Source organism: Paenibacillus sp. J31P316 (assembly GCF_056269105.1).
Genome location: NZ_JBWDNI010000004.1, coordinates 98,520 through 116,072 on the forward strand (window position 1 = coordinate 98,520; position 17,553 = coordinate 116,072).

At 57.4% G+C, this 17,553-nt stretch carries 15 protein-coding genes; 11 read left to right on the forward strand and 4 right to left on the reverse strand.

Features of this window, described 5'->3' with window-relative positions; genetic code table 11:
* The first annotated feature begins 42 nt into the window (after positions 1-42).
* The 3 genes from purU (at position 43) to ppnP (ending at position 3,693) form a co-directional block, all read left to right on the forward strand.
* Positions 43-942, forward strand: coding sequence for a formyltetrahydrofolate deformylase (gene purU, locus AC0YNU_RS15870; protein ID WP_475758171.1), 900 nt, complete (start codon positions 43-45; stop codon positions 940-942).
* A 290-nt stretch (positions 943-1,232) separates the two neighbouring features.
* Entirely contained in the window at positions 1,233-3,248 is a 2,016-nt protein-coding gene (gene tkt, locus AC0YNU_RS15875; protein WP_475758172.1) for a transketolase, read from the forward strand.
* 127 nt (positions 3,249-3,375) lie between these two features.
* Complete coding sequence (gene ppnP / locus AC0YNU_RS15880) at positions 3,376-3,693, forward strand: pyrimidine/purine nucleoside phosphorylase (RefSeq protein ID WP_161701622.1); 318 nt, start codon at positions 3,376-3,378, stop codon at positions 3,691-3,693.
* A gap of 132 nt (positions 3,694-3,825) precedes the next feature.
* Here the strand turns inward: ppnP and AC0YNU_RS15885 are convergent, their stop codons facing one another.
* Positions 3,826-5,151, reverse strand: coding sequence for an NAD(P)-binding domain-containing protein (locus tag AC0YNU_RS15885; RefSeq protein WP_475758173.1), 1,326 nt, complete (start codon positions 5,149-5,151; stop codon positions 3,826-3,828).
* A gap of 219 nt (positions 5,152-5,370) precedes the next feature.
* On the opposite strand from AC0YNU_RS15885, the gene AC0YNU_RS15890 reads away from it, so the two are divergent.
* The 6 genes from AC0YNU_RS15890 (at position 5,371) to AC0YNU_RS15915 (ending at position 11,428) form a co-directional block, all read left to right on the forward strand.
* On the forward strand, positions 5,371-6,720 hold the full coding sequence (locus tag AC0YNU_RS15890; RefSeq protein WP_475758175.1) for a glucose-6-phosphate isomerase: 1,350 nt from the start codon (positions 5,371-5,373) through the stop codon (positions 6,718-6,720).
* A gap of 9 nt (positions 6,721-6,729) precedes the next feature.
* Positions 6,730-7,362, forward strand: coding sequence for a YigZ family protein (locus AC0YNU_RS15895; RefSeq protein WP_475758177.1), 633 nt, complete (start codon positions 6,730-6,732; stop codon positions 7,360-7,362).
* A 235-nt stretch (positions 7,363-7,597) separates the two neighbouring features.
* A complete protein-coding gene (gene cysT / locus AC0YNU_RS15900; protein WP_475758863.1) occupies positions 7,598-8,401 on the forward strand; it encodes a sulfate ABC transporter permease subunit CysT in 804 nt (267 codons plus the stop codon).
* Entirely contained in the window at positions 8,398-9,195 is a 798-nt protein-coding gene (locus AC0YNU_RS15905; protein WP_475758179.1) for a sulfate ABC transporter permease subunit, read from the forward strand. The genes cysT and AC0YNU_RS15905 overlap by 4 nt, the downstream gene beginning before the upstream one ends.
* A gap of 3 nt (positions 9,196-9,198) precedes the next feature.
* Positions 9,199-10,263 carry a sulfate/molybdate ABC transporter ATP-binding protein gene (locus AC0YNU_RS15910; RefSeq protein ID WP_475758181.1) on the forward strand — a complete coding sequence of 355 codons (1,065 nt, stop codon included), beginning with the start codon at positions 9,199-9,201 and terminating at the stop codon, positions 10,261-10,263.
* A gap of 88 nt (positions 10,264-10,351) precedes the next feature.
* The gene (locus AC0YNU_RS15915; protein ID WP_475758184.1) at positions 10,352-11,428 is read left to right on the forward strand and encodes a sulfate ABC transporter substrate-binding protein; all 1,077 of its coding nucleotides are present in this window, start codon (positions 10,352-10,354) and stop codon (positions 11,426-11,428) included.
* A gap of 195 nt (positions 11,429-11,623) precedes the next feature.
* On the opposite strand, the gene AC0YNU_RS15920 is transcribed toward AC0YNU_RS15915, so the two are convergent.
* Complete coding sequence (locus AC0YNU_RS15920) at positions 11,624-12,823, reverse strand: PdaC/SigV domain-containing protein (RefSeq protein WP_475758186.1); 1,200 nt, start codon at positions 12,821-12,823, stop codon at positions 11,624-11,626.
* 354 nt (positions 12,824-13,177) lie between these two features.
* Between AC0YNU_RS15920 and AC0YNU_RS15925 the strand changes: the two genes are divergently transcribed.
* Positions 13,178-14,233 carry a YeiH family protein gene (locus tag AC0YNU_RS15925; RefSeq protein ID WP_475758188.1) on the forward strand — a complete coding sequence of 352 codons (1,056 nt, stop codon included), beginning with the start codon at positions 13,178-13,180 and terminating at the stop codon, positions 14,231-14,233.
* A 78-nt stretch (positions 14,234-14,311) separates the two neighbouring features.
* Here AC0YNU_RS15925 and AC0YNU_RS15930 read toward each other — a convergent pair whose 3' ends face one another.
* Together AC0YNU_RS15930 and AC0YNU_RS15935 are read right to left on the reverse strand one after the other, a co-directional pair.
* Complete coding sequence (locus AC0YNU_RS15930) at positions 14,312-15,115, reverse strand: Cof-type HAD-IIB family hydrolase (protein WP_475758190.1); 804 nt, start codon at positions 15,113-15,115, stop codon at positions 14,312-14,314.
* Between the two features lie 74 nt (positions 15,116-15,189).
* Entirely contained in the window at positions 15,190-16,053 is an 864-nt protein-coding gene (locus tag AC0YNU_RS15935; protein ID WP_475758192.1) for an AraC family transcriptional regulator, read from the reverse strand.
* A gap of 228 nt (positions 16,054-16,281) precedes the next feature.
* On the opposite strand from AC0YNU_RS15935, the gene AC0YNU_RS15940 reads away from it, so the two are divergent.
* Complete coding sequence (locus AC0YNU_RS15940; protein WP_475758194.1) at positions 16,282-17,220, forward strand: aldo/keto reductase; 939 nt, start codon at positions 16,282-16,284, stop codon at positions 17,218-17,220.
* Positions 17,221-17,553: the final 333 nt, after the last annotated feature.

Genomic DNA, 17,553 nt, shown 5'->3' on the forward strand with positions numbered 1-17,553 from the left:
GCCGGCTCATCTAATTGTTGACGGAAGGAAGTCGCTTTTTATATGTCTACTAGTCATCCAACCCAGCAGCCTTCGCAGCGTCCGGATAAGTCGGGCCGCGCGCGGATGCTCATTTCCTGCCCGGACCGCAACGGCATCGTGGCAGCCGTATCGCAGTTTCTCTACGAGCACGGCGCGAACATCGTACAGTCCGATCAATACACCTTGAATCCCGGCGGCGGCATGTTCTTCATCCGCTTCGAGTTCGATCTTACCGACTTGGAGCGCGAGCTGCCTGTGCTCCAGGAGGATTTCACCCGCGTGGCGGACCGTTTCGAGATGAAATGGCACACGTTCCGCGCAAGCCGCAAGAAGCGCCTCGCGATATTCGTATCGAAGGAGGACCATTGCCTGCTCGAGCTGCTCTGGCAGTGGCAGGCTGGCGATCTGGACGCCGATATCGCGATGGTCGTGAGCAATCATCCCGATATGAGAGGGCTTGTGGAATCGTTCGGCATTCCGTTCCATCATATTCCGGTTACGCCGGATACGAAGGCCGAAGCCGAGAAGCAGCAGCTTGAAGCCGTTACCGGCAAAGCGGACATTATTGTCCTCGCAAGGTACATGCAGATCATCTCGCCCAAGTTCATCGAGCAGTTCCCGAACCGGATTATTAACATTCATCATTCCTTCTTGCCGGCGTTCGTCGGCGGCAAGCCATATGCGCAGGCTTACCAGCGCGGCGTCAAAATCATCGGAGCTACCGCTCACTATGTAACCGAAGAATTGGACGGCGGCCCGATCATCGAGCAGGACGTTCAGCGCGTCAGCCACCGCGACGATGTCGACAATCTCAAGCGGATCGGCCGCACGATCGAACGCGTCGTGCTTGCGCGCGCCGTGAAATGGCATGTGGAGGACCGGATTCTGGTTCATCAGAACAAGACGGTCGTTTTTAACTAAATATAAGCAGCGGTAGCATCGCCGCCAAGACGCGCCAGCCGGATTCCCGGACTGGCGCGTTTTTTGTCTGCCGTTCCGTGGTCCTTTGTCGATTTTACGGTGGGAAGCTCATTAAAGATGGAAATGACGAAGTGGTAATGATACAATATTTCAAAGCCTATTGCGGGAAATCCGCATGAGGAAACAAATGAAAAAATGCATGCGCAGAATGCTTCATGTCCGGCCGATACCGGTCGTGCATGCAGATCAAACTGTCGTGTACCTATTGAGATTTAGGAGGAGTTTACGTAATGACAGTTACTCAGAAATCCATCGACCAGCTTTCCATCGACACGATTCGCACGCTTGCGATCGATTCGATCGAGAAAGCGAATTCCGGCCACCCGGGCATGCCTATGGGGGCCGCTCCGATGGGCTACCAATTGTTCGCGAAAACCATGAATCACAATCCTTCGAACCCGACATGGATCAACCGCGACCGTTTCGTGCTCTCCGCGGGCCACGGCTCCATGCTGCTCTACAGCCTGCTTCATCTCTCGGGCTACGATCTACCGATCGAAGAGCTGCAAAACTTCCGCCAATGGGGCTCCTTGACGCCTGGGCATCCGGAGTACGGCCACACGGCCGGCGTAGACGCTACGACGGGTCCGCTCGGACAAGGCTTCGCGATGGCTGTCGGCATGGCCATGGCCGAAGCGCATCTTGGCGCGACTTACAATAAACAAGACCTGAACGTTATCGACCACTATACATTCGCGATCTGCGGCGACGGCGACATGAGCGAGGGCGTTGCAAGCGAAGCGGCTTCGCTTGCGGCTCACCTGAAGCTCGGCAAACTTGTCGTGCTGTACGATTCCAACGATATCTCGCTGGACGGCGAACTGAGCCTGTCCTTCTCCGAGAACGTGCAAGGCCGCTTCGAAGCGTACGGTTGGCAAGTACTGCGCGTTGAAGACGGCAACGACCTGAACGCGCTCGCGGCAGCGGTGGCAGCGGCTCAAGCCGACCTCAGCAAACCGACGCTGATCGAAGTGAAAACGACGATCGGCTACGGCAGCCCGAACAAAGGCGGCAAAGGCGGCCATCTGGGCACGCACGGCAGCCCGCTCGGCGCCGAAGAAACGGTGCTGACGAAGCAATTCTACGGCTGGGAGAACGAAGCATTCTCCGTGCCGGCAGAGGTTCGCTCGCACTTCGCCGAAGTGAAAGCGAACGGCGAGAAAGCAAACGCGGCTTGGGATACGCTCTTCGCTTCCTACAAATCCGCTTACCCTGAGCTGGCTGCGCAATTCGAAACCGCAATCAGCGGCAAGCTGCCCGAGGGTTGGGACAGAGAGCTTCCTGCGTACACGCCGGCTGACAAAGCATTGTCGACGCGCGTAGCTTCCGGCAACGCCCTGAATGGTTTGGCGAAAAACATCCCGAACCTGATCGGCGGCTCCGCCGACCTCGAGAGCTCCACGATGACGCATCTGAAGGGCTTGCCGGTCTTCAAGCCAGGCAGCTACGAAGGCCGCAACGTCTACTTCGGCGTACGTGAATTCGCAATGGCTGCCGCAGTCAACGGCATGAGCCTGCACGGCGGCGTGAAACCGTTCGGCGCGACGTTCTTCGTCTTCACGGACTACCTGCGTCCGGCGGTTCGTCTGTCCGCGCTGATGAAACAGCCAGTTGTTTTCGTACTGACGCATGACAGTATCGCAGTCGGCGAAGACGGTCCAACGCACGAGCCGATCGAGCAATTGGCTTCCCTGCGCATCATTCCGCAATTGACGGTGATCCGTCCTGCGGATGCGAACGAGACGTCTTCCGCTTGGGCCTATGCATTGTCCAATGCAGACCAGCCGGTAGCGCTTGTGCTGACTCGCCAAAACCTGCCGGTTCTGGAAGGCACGAACGAGAACTCCCGCGAAGGCATTGCCAAAGGCGCATATGTCGTTGCTGAAGCAGCAAACGGCAAACCGCAGGCGCAGCTGATCGCAACGGGATCCGAGGTTCAACTCGCGGTTGCGGCTCAGAAAGCACTCGCAGCGGAAGGCATCGACGTTCGCGTCATCAGCATGCCAAGCTTCGATCTGTTCGAGCGTCAATCCAAAGCGTACAAAGATTCCGTGATTCTTCCTGACGTTAAAGCGCGTCTTGCGATCGAAATGGCTTCGCCGTTCGGTTGGGAGCGCTACGTCGGCGATCAAGGCGCGGTACTCGGCATCAACACGTTCGGCGCATCCGCGAAGGGCGACCGCGTCATCGCGGAATACGGCTTCACGGTCGAGAACGTCGTCAGCAAAGTAAAAGCGCTGCTGTAGTCGATTTATAGAATCGCAGGACGGTCCATATTCATTAAATCGCGGGGCTTGCACCGCTTGCTGTTTAAGCATCGCAAGTCCTGCTTTTGTATAGCCATCATTCCTAAACGCGAGGAGATCATCCCCAATGTCCCAGTACGAAAACGTAACCGTGATCAAGAAAGCTAATCTTTACTTCGACGGCAAAGTATCCAGCCGCACCGTTCTGTTCGCGGACGGCACGAAGAAAACGCTCGGCATCATGCTGCCGGGCGACTATGAGTTCGGTACGGATGCCAAAGAAATCATGGAAATCCTTGCAGGAGACCTGAAAGTGCTGCTTCCAGGCGATTCCGAATGGATCAGCATCTCCGGCGAAGGCGAGTTCACGGTACCGGCTAACTCCAAATTCAAGCTGCAAGTGGCAACCATTACGGACTACGCTTGCTCGTACATTCAAGAATAGACAGGCTTCGCGAGCTTAGTTCGCTAAGCACAGCATTGCAATGTTTCGTAGAGTGAACGTAGAAAAGGCTGCTCCATTCCGCCGCGTACGCGGGGATGGAGCAGCCTTTTGGCATGAAGGGGCGAGTTGCAATTAGTCGGCCATAGTGATCTGCTTATTGATGTAATTTTCCAGCAGCAAGCGCTGATACGGAGCGAGACCTGCGAGCATGCAGCCATAGCGGAAGGAGGAGCCGCTCGACTCGATGCGAATGATGCGTCCCGTTACCGGAGGAAGCCCGGCATCCTGCGGGAAATAAATGACGACGAACATGTCGCATTCAAGCGGAGCATCCGAAACGATTTGCAGGCCGCTGTCCGAAAGATCTCGCAGCGTGCAGTCGATCAAATGGCCCGTAAAGCTGCCTTCCTGCTCCCATTGATACACGGATACTTTGAGCGGCACGTTGAGCGCCAGGCGCTCGCTGCGTCTGCGGTCTCCGTTAACGGCTGAGGAACTCGCCGTTCCTACGCCAGGGGCCGTCGCCTCGGCGGAAGCGCTGGCAGCGGCCGTAAAGTCTTCCGCATCGCTGTGGTTCGTGATGCGCTTATTGATCCACTGCTCGTAGCTGTGCGCCAGCGCGGAGAGATCGGAATCGCCAAAGCCCATGGAATCGCCGATCTGGTACAAGCTCTTGACCGTCTCCAGAATCGGCGTCGGCGTCTTCAGTTCATCCGACAGCTGCGAGGCGAGCCGCAAATCCTTCAGCATCAAGGCGAGCGAGAACTGGACGCTGAAATCGCGATCCAGGAACTTCGGCGTCTTGAGCTCGGCCATCTTGCTTGCAGCGCCGCCGGATTGCACCAGCTCCAAGAACGACTTGGCGTCGATGCCGCCGCTCGCGGCGATCGCCATGCCTTCCACGAGAGCGGCGACGTTGATGCCGACGATCGTGTTGTGGGCAAGCTTCGCGACGGAGCCGCTGCCGCCAGGGCCCATCGGAATGATTTTGCGTCCCATGGTTTGGAGGACGTCCTTCACTTTATGAATCACTTCTACGTCGCCGCCGACCATGAACGTGAGCGTGCCGCTCTCGGCCGCCGGCTTGCTGCCCGTTACCGGGGCGTCCAGGAAGTCGGCGGACTTGCCGTTGATGTCTTGATGAAGCTGGCGCGACAGCGGCGGAGAAATCGTGCTGCTGTCCATCACGACCGTTCCCGGCAGCAGGGCGCCGAGAATGCCGTTCTCGCCGTAGTAGACCTCGCGAATGGAATCGTCGTTGCTGATCATCGTGATGATGATTTCGGAGGAACGGGCAACCGCCGCAGGCGTCGGCGCCTCATCCGCGCCAAGCGCTGTCAGCTGGGCCGCCTTACCCGGCGTGCGGTTGTAGACCGTGACCGGATAGCCCTTCCGCAATAAGTTGGCAGCCATGGGTTCGCCCATGACGCCTAGACCGATAAAGCCGATTTTGAACATGTCGCGTCATCTCCTTGGTTTCCGTATGTAGCTGTTTCCATTTTAACATAATTGCGGGACAAGCTGCATTCGGCCCTCCTTCCCTTGTTTTTGCCTATGAAATCCATTATCCTTATCCTGATGTAAAACGGACGAGCAGCGCTTATGCTTCCGATGCGGGTTTTGCTCGCAATGCGGTTTCTCAGGAAGTATTCTAAATAACCTTCAGGAGGTCTTCACATGACTAAAGCAGTAAAATTCGATTACAGCAAAGCGCTCGGCTTCATCGGCCAGCACGAGATCGATAATTTGGCACAACAGGTGCGCACGGCGCATGATCAGCTTCGTAACGGAACGGGCGCGGGCTCGGACTATCTCGGTTGGATCGACCTGCCGGCGAACTACGATAAAGAAGAGTTCTCCCGCATCCAGAAGTCGGCCGAGAAAATCAAATCGGACTCCGAAGTGCTTGTCGTGATCGGCATCGGCGGCTCCTACCTCGGAGCGCGCGCGGCAATCGAAATGCTGTCGAACTCCTTCTATAACCTACTCCCGCAGGAGCAGCGCAAAACGCCGCAAGTCCTGTTCGCGGGCAACAATATCAGTTCTACATACGTAACGCATCTGCTCCAGCTGCTGGAAGGCCGCGACTGGTCGATCAACGTCATCTCCAAATCCGGCACGACGACAGAGCCGGCTATCGCTTTCCGCGTATTCCGCGAAGCGCTCGAAGCCAAATACGGCAAAGCCGAAGCGCGCAAGCGTATCTACGCGACGACGGACCGCGAGAAAGGCGCGCTCAAGAAGCTGGCGAATGAAGAAGGCTACGAGTCGTTCGTTATTCCGGACGACGTGGGCGGCCGTTACTCCGTTCTGACTGCAGTCGGCTTGCTGCCGATCGCGGCGGCCGGCATCAACATCGAAGAAATGATGCAAGGCGCGGCTGACGCATCGGTTGCTTACAACAATCCGAACTTGGCCGAGAACGAAGCGTACCAATACGCGGCGGCCCGCAACGCGCTCTATCGCAAAGGCAAAGCGACCGAAATCCTCGTTAACTACGAGCCTGCCCTTCACTTCGTATCCGAGTGGTGGAAACAGCTGTACGGCGAGAGCGAAGGCAAAGACTTCAAAGGGATCTTCCCGGCCGCAGTCGATTTCTCGACCGATCTGCACTCCATGGGCCAATTCATCCAGGAAGGCAACCGCAATATCTTCGAAACGGTCATTCAAGTGGAGAACGTGGCGGAGCATATCACGATCGCGCATGACGAGAACGATCTGGACGGCCTGAACTTCCTGACCGGCAAAACGATGGATTTCGTGAACAAGAAAGCATTCCAAGGCACGCTGCTTGCGCACACGGACGGTCAAGTGCCGAACTTCGTCGTGAACATCGCGGACATGAAGCCGTATACGTTCGGTTACCTGGTCTATTTCTTCGAAATCGCCTGCGGCATCAGCGGCTATCTGCTCGGCGTGAACCCGTTCGATCAACCTGGCGTCGAAGCGTACAAGAAAAACATGTTCGCGCTCCTCGGCAAACCGGGCTTCGAGAAAGAGAAAGCCGAGCTGGAAGCTCGCCTGTAAGCGGTATTCATGCTGGACCGTTACCGAACGCTGCGGCAGCAGGGCAGCCAAGAGATCGTCATCAAGAAATCGCGCTTCATCGGGTACGGCAAGCCTGTCGCCTCGGAAGAGGAAGCAGTCGCGTTCATCGAGGAGCTGAAGAAGCTGCACTGGAATGCCGCGCATAACTGCTCGGCGTACGTCATCGGCGAACGGGACGAAATCCAGAAGCAGTCGGATGACGGCGAGCCGAGCGGTACGGCGGGGAAGCCGATTCTTGAAGTGATCAAGCATCAAGGACTGAAGAACGTCGTTATCGTCGTGACCCGTTATTTCGGCGGTATTCTGTTGGGTGCGGGCGGCCTCATCCGAGCGTACACGGACGGCGCTGTCGCTGCCATCGAGGCGGCGGAAGCCATCACGGAGGTGCTGCACCGGGAAGTCATCGTCGACGTCGATTACACCTGGTACGGCAAGCTCGAGAATGAGTTCCATGCACGCGGCGTCCGCATCGGCGGGACTGATTTCACGGACCGCGTCGTCATTACTTGCCTGCCGACGGCGCCGGAGGCGGACAAGTTCGCGGACTGGATTACCGATCTGACGCAAGGTCAGGCGGTGCTTGCCGTCGGCGAAGAAAAGTATTATATCGACGGAGAATGATGCCCTTCGTTCCTCAAAAGCTCCCCAGCGATTATCGATCGTCGCCGGGGAGCTTTTTGTTCGTTTTTCGTTCATAGGTTCAAGGGGAAACCTGTCGAATAAAGCATTGACTAGACATCCTTCCGTCTGCTAGAGTATGAATACCAAGCGATTTGATGGGGATTATAGATTGTCGAATTCCACACCGCGATTCCTCAAGGAAAGCGTCAGGGGGTAATACAGCTTGAATTTCATAATGCGCGGCCGTTTGTGGAGCTTTGGTTTTCGCAGCACCATTATGCTCTATTTTATCTTGCTCATCGTTCTGCCGATCGTCGGCGTCTATTCCCAGTCCTTCAAGCTGGGCTGGTCGACCTTTTGGGACAGCGCGACGGATCAGCTGGCATGGGAAGCCGTCCTGCTGACGATTAAGCTCGCGGTCATCTCCGCGGTCATTAACGTGCTGCTCGGCACGATGATCGGGTGGGTCCTTATCCGTTACCGTTTTCCGGGACGCCGAATATTGAACAGTCTCGTGGATTTGCCATTTGCGCTGCCGACTGCGGTCGGCGGCTTGATGATATTATTGCTGCTAGGGCCGAACAGCTTCGTCGGCGGCCTTGCCGAGAAGCTCGGCTTCGAAATCGTGTTTCATGAACCGGCGATCATCGTCGCGATGGTCTTCGTCACGTTCCCGTTCGTCATTCGCGGCGTGCAGCCGCTGCTCGAGGAGATGGACAAGTCGGAGGAGGAAGCTTCCTATACGCTCGGAGCGTCCAAGGCAAGAACGTTCGTTCAGGTGATCTTCCCGTCCATGCTGCCGGGCATCATCAGCGGGGCCATGCTGGCCTTCTCCCGCGCGCTTGCGGAATTCGGCGCCGTCGTCCTCGTGGCAGGCAACATTCCGGGCAAAACCTTGATCGCGTCGGTCTATATTTTCGGCGAAATAGAAAGCGATAACACGCAGGGAGCCGCTGCGGTTTCCGTGCTTCTGCTGACGCTCTCGTTCCTCATCCTGGGAGCCGTCAACCTCGTTCAGGCGAGGAGGCACGGCAAATGAGAAAGCTTTGGATCGGACTCACTTATCTTGTATTCCTCGTTCTGCTGATCGCGCCGCTGGCGAAAATCTTCGTCGGGTCCTGGGGTGACGGCTGGAACGGCTTCACGGAGTCGCTTACGCGCGAGCAATCGCTGCATGCGCTGATGATGACCGGAATCCTTGTCGTTATTGTAACCGTACTCAATACTTTGTTCGGCGTCATGCTGGCCATTTACCTCGTCAGGGCAGACTGGATGTCGCGCCGGATCAAAGGGCTGCTGAACAGCATCGTCGATCTTCCGTTCGCGGTATCGCCCGTCATCGGCGGTTTAATGATCGTGCTTGTGCTTGGGCCGAATTCGGCCATCGGCGCATTCTTCGAAGATGTCGGCTTTAAAGTCGTATACGCGCTGCCGGGCATGATTCTTGCCACCTTGTTCGTCACGTTCCCGCTGATGGTGCGGGAAGTGATGCCGGTGCTGCAGGAGATCGGCGCTCAGCAGGAAGAGGCGGCATCGACCCTCGGAGCTTACTCGTGGTACACCTTCTGGAAAGTAACTTGGCCGTCGATTCGCTGGGGCGTCATTTACGGCGTCGTCCTTACGGTCGCCAGAACGCTTGGCGAATTCGGCGCCGTGCTCGTCGTTTCCGGCAATATTATGAACAAGACCCAGACGGCGACAACGCTCGTCTATCAGGATGTCGAGAATTTCAACGTGACGGAAGCCAGCAGCGTAGCCTTGGTGCTCGCGGCCTTCTCCGTCGGGTTGCTGCTGCTCATGGAATGGGCCAAGAAGAGAAAGGAAGTGCATTGAACGATGCATATCGAGGTGCGCGGTTTAAATAAACAATTCGGCGACTTTCATGCCGTACGGGACGTTGATTTCGATATCGCCAAAGGCCAGCTGATCGGCCTGCTCGGACCGAGCGGCGGCGGCAAAACATCGATTCTTCGCATGCTGGCGGGGCTGGAGACGCCTTCGTCGGGCGATATTGTTTTCCATGGCAAACGGGTCAACGATCTGCCGCCGCAAGAGCGGGGCATCGGCTTCGTATTTCAGAACTACGCGCTGTTCAAGCATATGACCGTCTACGACAACGTCGCTTTCGGGCTGAAAGTGAAGAAGGAATCGAAGGACGTCATCCGCGAGCGCGTTATGTCGCTGATCGAGCTGACGGGACTGAAGGGCTTCGAGCACCGCTATCCGCACCAGCTCTCAGGCGGTCAGCGCCAGCGCGTGGCATTCGCCCGTGCGCTTGCGCCGCAGCCGCAGCTGTTGCTGTTGGATGAGCCGTTCGCGGCCATCGACGCCAAGATCCGCAACGAGCTGCGGACGTGGCTCAAGGAAATGATCGAGCGACTTGGCATTACGTCGATCTTCGTCACGCATGACCAGGACGAAGCGATCGAAGTCGCGGACGAAATCATGATTATCAATAAGGGGCGCCTGGAACAGAAGGGAACGCCTTGGGATATTTACAAAAACCCGCAAACGCAGTTCGTCGCCAGCTTCATCGGGGAGTCGACGATCGTCGAGAACGTGGAGCAGCTTAAGGGCTTCGAGGAAGCGGCCAATTGGCCGGGCACGAAAGCGCTGATCCGTCCGGAATATATCGAGATCGGCAGACGGAGCGACTTCCGCATTCCGTCCGCGACCGTCGAGGGCATCGTGCGGCACTTGCATTTCCGCGGCAGCGAATGGATGGTCGAAGTCGAGATCGGCGATATCAAGCTGATTACGTACCGCTCGCTGGAGAAGGAAGTCCTGACGCCCGGAGAACCGATCAGCGTGCTGATCCACCGCGCGTATTTATTCAACGACAACGACACCTGGATCATGGAAAACAAGCAGAAGGAAGACCCGATGCCGATCTTTATCTAAGCGTCAGGCAAGGTGGCGAAGTCCGTTTCCTCCATCTCAGTCTTCTTCATCCGAGTCTTCTTACCCCAAAGAAAGTGTTGTGTGCATAATGAAACCTACCCTACTCAAAGGATGGCGATTGGCCGGTACGGCGCTCCTTGCCGCAACGGTACTGTTGACCGCGGCATGCGCGAATAACGACTCGGGGACCGATAACGGAACCGGGCAGACGGCTCCTCCGAAAGGCGGCGTTACGCTCGTCATCGGTGCCTACTCCGTGGCGAAGGATTCCTTTGCCGAACTGCTGCCGGCCTTTGCGAAGCAGTGGAAAGCGAAGACGGGCCAGACCGTCAACTTCCAAGAGTCGTACGAGGCATCCGGTACGCAAGCCAGGGCAATCGCCGGCGGTTTCGAGGCCGATATAGCCGTGATGGCGATGGAAGCCGATATCGACAAGATTCAGCAGGCGGGCTTCATTACGAGCGACTGGCGCAAGCAATTCGGGGACGGCGGCATGATTACGCAGTCGGTCGTCGCGATGGGGACGCGCGAAGGCAACCCCAAAGGCATTCGCGATTGGGATGACTTGACCCGCAAAGGCATCAAGGTGCTCTACCCCAATCCGAAGACGTCCGGCGGCGCGCAATGGGACATTAACGCGCTGTACGGCGCGGGCTTGAAAGCTTCCGAGGCGAAGACCGGCAAGAAGGACCCCGCCTACGCCAAAGACTTTCTGAAGGCCATTCACCGCAACGTGGAATCGCTGGATAAGAGCGGACGCGCCTCCATGGCGGCGTTCGAGTACGGCTTCGGCGACGTGATCATTACGTACGAGAACGAGATATTGGCCCGTATTAAGCAGGGCGTGCCCTACGAACTGGTTGTTCCGGACTCGACGATCCGGATCGAGAACCCGGCGGCGGTCGTCGACAAGAACGTCGACAAGCACGGCACGCGCAAGGTCTCGGAGGCGTTCGTCGCGTACCTGCATTCCGAGGAAGCGCAGCGTATCCTCGTGAAATACGGTTTCCGTCCTATAAATAAGGCGGTCATGGGAGAGGTCGAAGGCGACTTCGCTACGCCGGCCGATTTGTTCGACATCGGTTATTTGGGCGGCTGGGACGAGGTAAGGCGCACGCTGTATTCGCAGAAGGGCGTCTGGTACCAGGTGCTGGCCGGAATCTAGCTCGCAGCGTGCAGGTAAGATAAATAAAGCTATGAGCTCGAGAGTAGCATATGGTTTCCGATAGCTATTCAGCATATAACAAAAGAGCCCTGACCGCATGATGCGGTCAGGGCTCTTTTTTGTCGTTGGTGCCGTGCTTGCGCGGCGATTCGCTCTTTGGAGCTAAGCGATTACGGAATCTGGCCCGAAGGCCGATTATTTCGCGGAGCTCAGCGTAATGGCTTTCGACGTATAGGCGAGGTCCGCGTTCAGGCCGGTGGAGAAGAAGTTAAGCGGCACGTAGAGCACGCCGCTTTTCACGGAAGGAGCGGCACCAAGCGCGAAGGATTGGAAATCGCCGTACGCGTACCGGTCATAGCCCTGCATCACGCTTGCCGTGAACGATCCCTTGGTCACCATCGTTTCATGCGATTTGGCGTCGTAACGGACCTCGAAACCGAGCGCCGCGGCGACGGTACGAAGAGGTACCATCAGGTTGCCTGCGGCAGCCGGGAGAACGTTCGCGCCTTTAACGGTTTTGCCGTCGGCGACGACCGGCAGCTTGACCGCGCCGGCCGGAGCGACCGCGGACGAGCCGGGGATGGCGACGGCGATTTCAGGTAGGCCGGCGGCATACGGCGCGATTTCGTATTGTTGAAAGATTATGAAGGCAAGGCCGCTCTTGATTACGAACGATTGCGCGTCGGCAATCGTGACGTTCTTCGAGGCGAAATAGTCATCCGGGAACGCTTTTACTTCCGCGGTGGCTGCCCGGCCGAGGATGGACTTGAAGTTCGAACCGAACAGGTCCTTCAGCTTGATAGGGGCTGCCTTGGCGTCGTTGCGCACGTTATAAGTCGTGGCTTGCGTGCCGCCATGAGCGCCGCCGGTATAGGTGTATGTCAGGACTTTGAAGGACAGAATACCGTCAGCGGCCGCGCTGCCATCCGACACGAGCTCGTAGCGAATGGTGATGCCGTACGGACGGAATTCATAGGAACCGTCGTTCGACGCATAGTCCTTCGCTGCCTGCTTCGTAATCGCATCGACGGCTGCCTTGGCGCGCGCCGCGATATTGGCGTTCAGCGTATTCTGGTAGGCGGTATCCTTCATGCCCGAGATGACGGGCACTTGAAGATCGGTTTCGAGCTGCTTCGTGGATTGCTGCACGCTTTTGAACGTGATTTTCACGGCATCCGCTGCCGCGGTGGTTACAACGATCGGCTGGGCAACGGCGATCGGCTGAACGACTGCGATCGGCGATGCGACGGGCTCGTCCGATGCAACGGGGGCATCCGAAGCGGCGAACGCAAATGGCGCAGAAGCGCTCAGAAGCAGCGCGGAGGCTAAGGCAGTGGATGACAGGATTTTGAAAGCAGATTTGCGCGAGTGGGAGCGGCTGTGATGGTTGTTCATAATTATCCCTCCAATGTGTGTCTAGTTACACTATAAACGGATTTACCCCGATTGATTGTAACAAAACGGTAACGATCCCTATTCCGGAAGGTGTCATAACGATTCGTTATCTATTTCATCATTAGGATTGATTTCTCTTATCGGCAGGCATGGCGGTATAATGGGAACCAACCCGAACGTTCGGAAGGAGCGACGGAACATGCCAGGAACGGGCTGTCCGGAACTTCGGAGGGAGCTTGAACGAGCTGCTGAACTTTGGAACGAGTAATAGACCGCTCCCCCCGTGAATAGTGCTTCGTATTTAAATTTAGAATTTAGAAATTTGAACTATGGAATCGGAGGCGGCCAAACATCATGTCTATCCCTTACCCTATCAAGCCCCTTGGCTTTCCCGCGATACTCGTTCGCTTCGGCAGACAGCGTATCGGCGGCATCGCGTTTACGTTTCTCTTCGCAGCTGCAGGCTGGAGCCTATCCTGTTTGCCCGGTTTTCACTATGTGGGACAGATGGCGTGTGCGATTCTTCTCGCCATTGGCTACCGGCATTTCCTCGGTTATCCCGTGGCGCTGCAGCCTGGAATCCAGTTCGCCAGCAAGCACCTGCTGCGCTTCGCGATTATACTCTATGGCTTGAAGCTTAACATCATGGATATCTACCGCGAGGGGCTTGGGCTGTTAGCCCGTGATGCCGTCGTCGTTCTGTTCGCGATCGGAGGAACGATGCTGCTTGCCAAATGGCTGCGGGCCGATCTCAAGCTGTCGCTCCTGCTCGGCATCGGCACGGGCATATGCGGAGCGGCGGCCATCGCTGCCGTATCCCCGATTCTGCGTTCGAAGGACGAAGACACGGCGGTCGGCGCAGGCTTGATCGCGCTCGTCGGCACCTTGTTCGCCGTCGCCTACACCCTGCTTCGCCCGCTGCTCGGCTTGTCGGATCAGCAGTATGGCATATGGGCCGGCACAAGCTTGCACGAAATCGCGCATGCCGCGCTGGCCGCATCGCCGGCCGGGCAGGATGCGCTGGCGTTGGCGCTGCTCGCCAAGCTGGGACGCGTGTTTCTGCTCGTGCCGTTGTGCTTGGCGCTCGTATTCATCCAGCAACGCATCCGCAGCCGCAGATCGGGAAGCGGAGAGAGGGAGAAGGCGACGCTGCAGCTCCCGTGGTTCCTGCTTGGTTTTGCGCTGATGAGCTTGCTCGGCAGCAGCGGCTTCGGCCACAGCTTCATTTTATCCCAGCCCGGGCTGATGAACGGATTGACGACGCTCACCACGTTCCTGCTCACCATGGCGATGGTGGGACTTGGCTTGAACGTGAATCTCCGCAGCTTGGGCGGGGGCGTGCTAAGATCGCTTTGGGCGATGCTCGCGGTCTCGGTGCTTCTCTCCATATGGACATACGTATCCGTCTGACGGATCTTCAATATCGCCATAGCAAAAAAGAGCTGCAGCATCCCGTCCCGCGTAGGACCGGTGCTGCAGCTCTTGTTGTTAGACCGTTTGAAGAATGAATTTGTCGATGACGTGCTTCACGCCTTCTTCATTGTTCGATTTCGTCACGAATTGCGCGATTTCCTTCAGCTTCGGCAGGGCATTGCCCATGGCGACGCCGAGTCCGGCGGCTTCGATCATCTCGTGGTCGTTCCAGGAATCGCCGATGGCGATGACCTCGTCCAGCGTACAGCCGATATGCGCTGCCATAAAGGCGATCGCATGGCCTTTCGTGCCTTCCTTGTGCGTCACTTCCAAGTAATGCGCCTTCGACTTGGTGATGTGCACGCGATCTCCGATGAGCGGGGCAAGCTTCTCGGCCATCTCGTCGAGACGGGCAGGATCGTCGATCATGAGCATCTTGGTCGACGGCTTAGCGAGCAGCGTCTCGAAGTCCGGTTCCACCACGAAAGGAATGTTCGAGAGGGCGGAATAATTGCGCGCCTCCTCATTGTCTTCGCGGACGTAGAGAACATCATCGATATACAGCTGCAGGTGAAGATCGTTCGCTTGGCAGAACGCGAGCAGTTCCCTTGCCGCATCCTCCGGCACGTTCCGTTCGTAGAGAACTTGTTCGTCGAGCAGCGTCTTGACGAGCGAGCCTTGGTAGGTGATGATCGGCACGTTCAGCTCGATTTGCTTGGCGATTTTCTTGGCAGACGGAAACATGCGTCCCGTCGCGAGCGTTACGAATACGCCGCGTTCGATCGCCGCGGCCAGCGCCGCCTTCGTTCCGGGCGTTACGATGATATCGTCGGTCAGCAAGGTGTCATCGATATCGATAGCGATTAATTTGTAGGTCATTCTCTCCGGCTCCTTCTCTCTATGGCTAACGCATTTCCATTGATTGTAGCGGAAAACGGAGGAGGGAACAAGCGTTATGTTCGGACGGCATGCATGCCGGCGAACTGCTGCCTATAGGCGGTCGGCGTCATGTTCTCGCTTTCTTGGAACCTTTTGTTGAAGTAGCTTGCCGTGTCGTAGCCGGACAGCTTGGCGATATCGCCGATGCTCAGCTCGGGTCGTTCCACGAGCAGCGCCTTCGCCCGCTGGATCCGGCACATGGTCAGAAAAGCGAGCGGCGTCTGTCCGACGGCGCGGCGGAACCAGCGGCAGAACGTATAACGATTCGTCGCGGCGCGTGCGGCCCACGCGTCCAAGTCGAACGGCTCGGCAGCCGAGGCTTGAAGCTCGGGAAGCAGCGCCAGCATGCGTTCCACCGCGGACGAGGTTCCGGTACCGGCGCCGTCCACCGGCTCGGCTTGTTCGATGAATTCGGCAAGAACGCCGTACATCAGCATGGCGATGCGGCTGGGATGAAGCATTTTATAGCGTTCGATCTCGGCCAGCAGCTCGTCGATGCGACCTTCCAGCTCGGAGGAATGGCGGAGGCGCCACGGCACGGAGCGATGAAAGCCGCGTTCAGCCAAATCCGCCAAGGCGCCGTTGCCGTAGAAATGGATCCATTTGATTTCCCAAGGATGCTCGGGATGGGCGTAATAAACCTGTCTGTCGCCCGGAAAATAGAGAAAGCAATCGCCGGCCGTCAGCTCCTTGCGCTGGCCGTCGAGTTCGACAAAGCCGCTGCCGGCTACGACGAGATGCAAATTGAATTCCTGCATGGAGCCTGCTTCCCGATAGGACTCATGTCCGCGGTCGGGGAGATAATGGCCCGCCGATTCGGGAAAACAGTAGAAGCGTCCGCGGCCCTGCAGCGGGAGCGTGAGATGGTTTCGGAACATGGCACCGGCTCCTGTAAGAAGTGTATGGTCAATATCGTTCTAAGGCATCAATATATTTCGATGTCGCTCGGCGGAATCCTTTATTACACTAGAGTAACGAAGGCTGCTCGTCCAGTTGAACCAGCAAGCTGGCAAGCAGACTCCGCATTTGGCTGCAGGCAGCAGGGAAACATGCGATTTCTGGCAGCGTCAATATCGAATTATTCGATCAAAGGGAGTGCGAATGGAATGAACCGAATAGAGGTTGCGGGCGTCCCGCAGGGGATCACGCAGTTGATTCAAGGCTCCATGATGCTGAGAGTGGAAGATATGGCTTATTCCAATGAATTGTTGGATGCCTATGCGGCAGCAGGCGGCAATGCGATCGATACCGGACACGTGTACGGCGCTAGCTCGGCGCAAGCGATCGGCCAATGGATGGAGACGCGCGGGAATCGCGGCGACATCGTCATCATCGGCAAAGGCGCGCATCCGTATGAAGAGCCGCGCATGACCAAGACATGCATTCAAAGCGATCTGGTGGAATCCCTGGAACGGCTGGCTACCGACTACATGGATGTGTATTTGCTTCATCGCGACGAACCCAACGTGCATGTGGGCTATATCCTGGAAGGGCTGAACGATCAGATCGCTTCGGGCCGCTGCCGGGCGATCGGCGCTTCCAACTGGAGCGTCGCGCGCATTCGCGAAGCCAATGCGTACGCGGCGAAGCACGGGTTGACCGGCTTCAGCTGCAGCAGTCCGAATCTGGGCCTTGCCCGGCCGAACGAGCCGCGATGGGCGGGATGCGTCACGACGACGGCAGAGGATGAGGCTTGGCATGAAGAATCCCAGCTGCCGATCTTGTCGTGGTCATCGCAATCCGGCGGATTCTTCACGGACCGCTATTCGGAAGACAGGCGGGACGATTCGGAAATGGTCCGCGTCAATTACAACGAGGGGAATTGGGAACGCAAGCGCAGGGCAAGCGCTCTCGCGGAACGCTACGGCGTGACCGCCAATCAGATCGCGCTTGCGTACGTGCTGAATCAGCCGTTCCCGGTCGCGGCGATCATCGGACCGCAGAAGCCTTCCGAGCTTCAGGACAGCGTGAATGCGTTGCCGGTCGTCTTGACCGCGGACGAGCGCGCGTGGCTGAATTTATCGTCGGAGAAAGCGCCGGTTTAAGGAGCGGGCAACCGTCGCGTCGCCCGGGCCTAGATAACTGCGGCCCCCGACATGCCTCCTGCAATAGCTCCGGCCATGCCTCTCTTGCTATGCGCATTCGACGCGCCCTGCGACGCGCGCCTGTGACATGCAATCTCCAATATGGCGTCTAATCGTTGATTCGGAGCGACCGAATTGCGGCAAGCAGCATAGAATCCACGCCCCCTTTGGGACACGGCAACCAGCCTAGACGGCTGCCGCCCGTTTCCCCGAGGGGGTATTTTTCATCCTCGCCCGCCCAACTTGCGACGGCTCCCCGAATGCGATAGAGTGAGGAAACAGGTTCAATGTGGA

Bases quoted from the DNA above. Each gene is read 5' to 3' on its own strand.
- AC0YNU_RS15915 (WP_475758184.1), top strand. From the start codon at position 10,352: ATGAAACCTACCCTACTCAAAGGATGGCGATTGGCCGGTACGGCGCTC.
- tkt (WP_475758172.1), top strand. From the start codon at position 1,233: ATGACAGTTACTCAGAAATCCATCGACCAGCTTTCCATCGACACGATT.
- AC0YNU_RS15930 (WP_475758190.1), bottom strand. From the start codon at position 15,115: ATGACCTACAAATTAATCGCTATCGATATCGATGACACCTTGCTGACC.
- AC0YNU_RS15920 (WP_475758186.1), bottom strand. From the start codon at position 12,823: ATGAACAACCATCACAGCCGCTCCCACTCGCGCAAATCTGCTTTCAAA.
- AC0YNU_RS15890 (WP_475758175.1), top strand. From the start codon at position 5,371: ATGACTAAAGCAGTAAAATTCGATTACAGCAAAGCGCTCGGCTTCATC.
- AC0YNU_RS15935 (WP_475758192.1), bottom strand. From the start codon at position 16,053: ATGTTCCGAAACCATCTCACGCTCCCGCTGCAGGGCCGCGGACGCTTC.
- AC0YNU_RS15910 (WP_475758181.1), top strand. From the start codon at position 9,199: ATGCATATCGAGGTGCGCGGTTTAAATAAACAATTCGGCGACTTTCAT.
- AC0YNU_RS15885 (WP_475758173.1), bottom strand. From the start codon at position 5,151: ATGTTCAAAATCGGCTTTATCGGTCTAGGCGTCATGGGCGAACCCATG.
- AC0YNU_RS15940 (WP_475758194.1), top strand. From the start codon at position 16,282: ATGAACCGAATAGAGGTTGCGGGCGTCCCGCAGGGGATCACGCAGTTG.
- AC0YNU_RS15905 (WP_475758179.1), top strand. From the start codon at position 8,398: ATGAGAAAGCTTTGGATCGGACTCACTTATCTTGTATTCCTCGTTCTG.
- AC0YNU_RS15895 (WP_475758177.1), top strand. From the start codon at position 6,730: ATGCTGGACCGTTACCGAACGCTGCGGCAGCAGGGCAGCCAAGAGATC.
- cysT (WP_475758863.1), top strand. From the start codon at position 7,598: ATGCGCGGCCGTTTGTGGAGCTTTGGTTTTCGCAGCACCATTATGCTC.
- AC0YNU_RS15925 (WP_475758188.1), top strand. From the start codon at position 13,178: ATGTCTATCCCTTACCCTATCAAGCCCCTTGGCTTTCCCGCGATACTC.
- purU (WP_475758171.1), top strand. From the start codon at position 43: ATGTCTACTAGTCATCCAACCCAGCAGCCTTCGCAGCGTCCGGATAAG.
- ppnP (WP_161701622.1), top strand. From the start codon at position 3,376: ATGTCCCAGTACGAAAACGTAACCGTGATCAAGAAAGCTAATCTTTAC.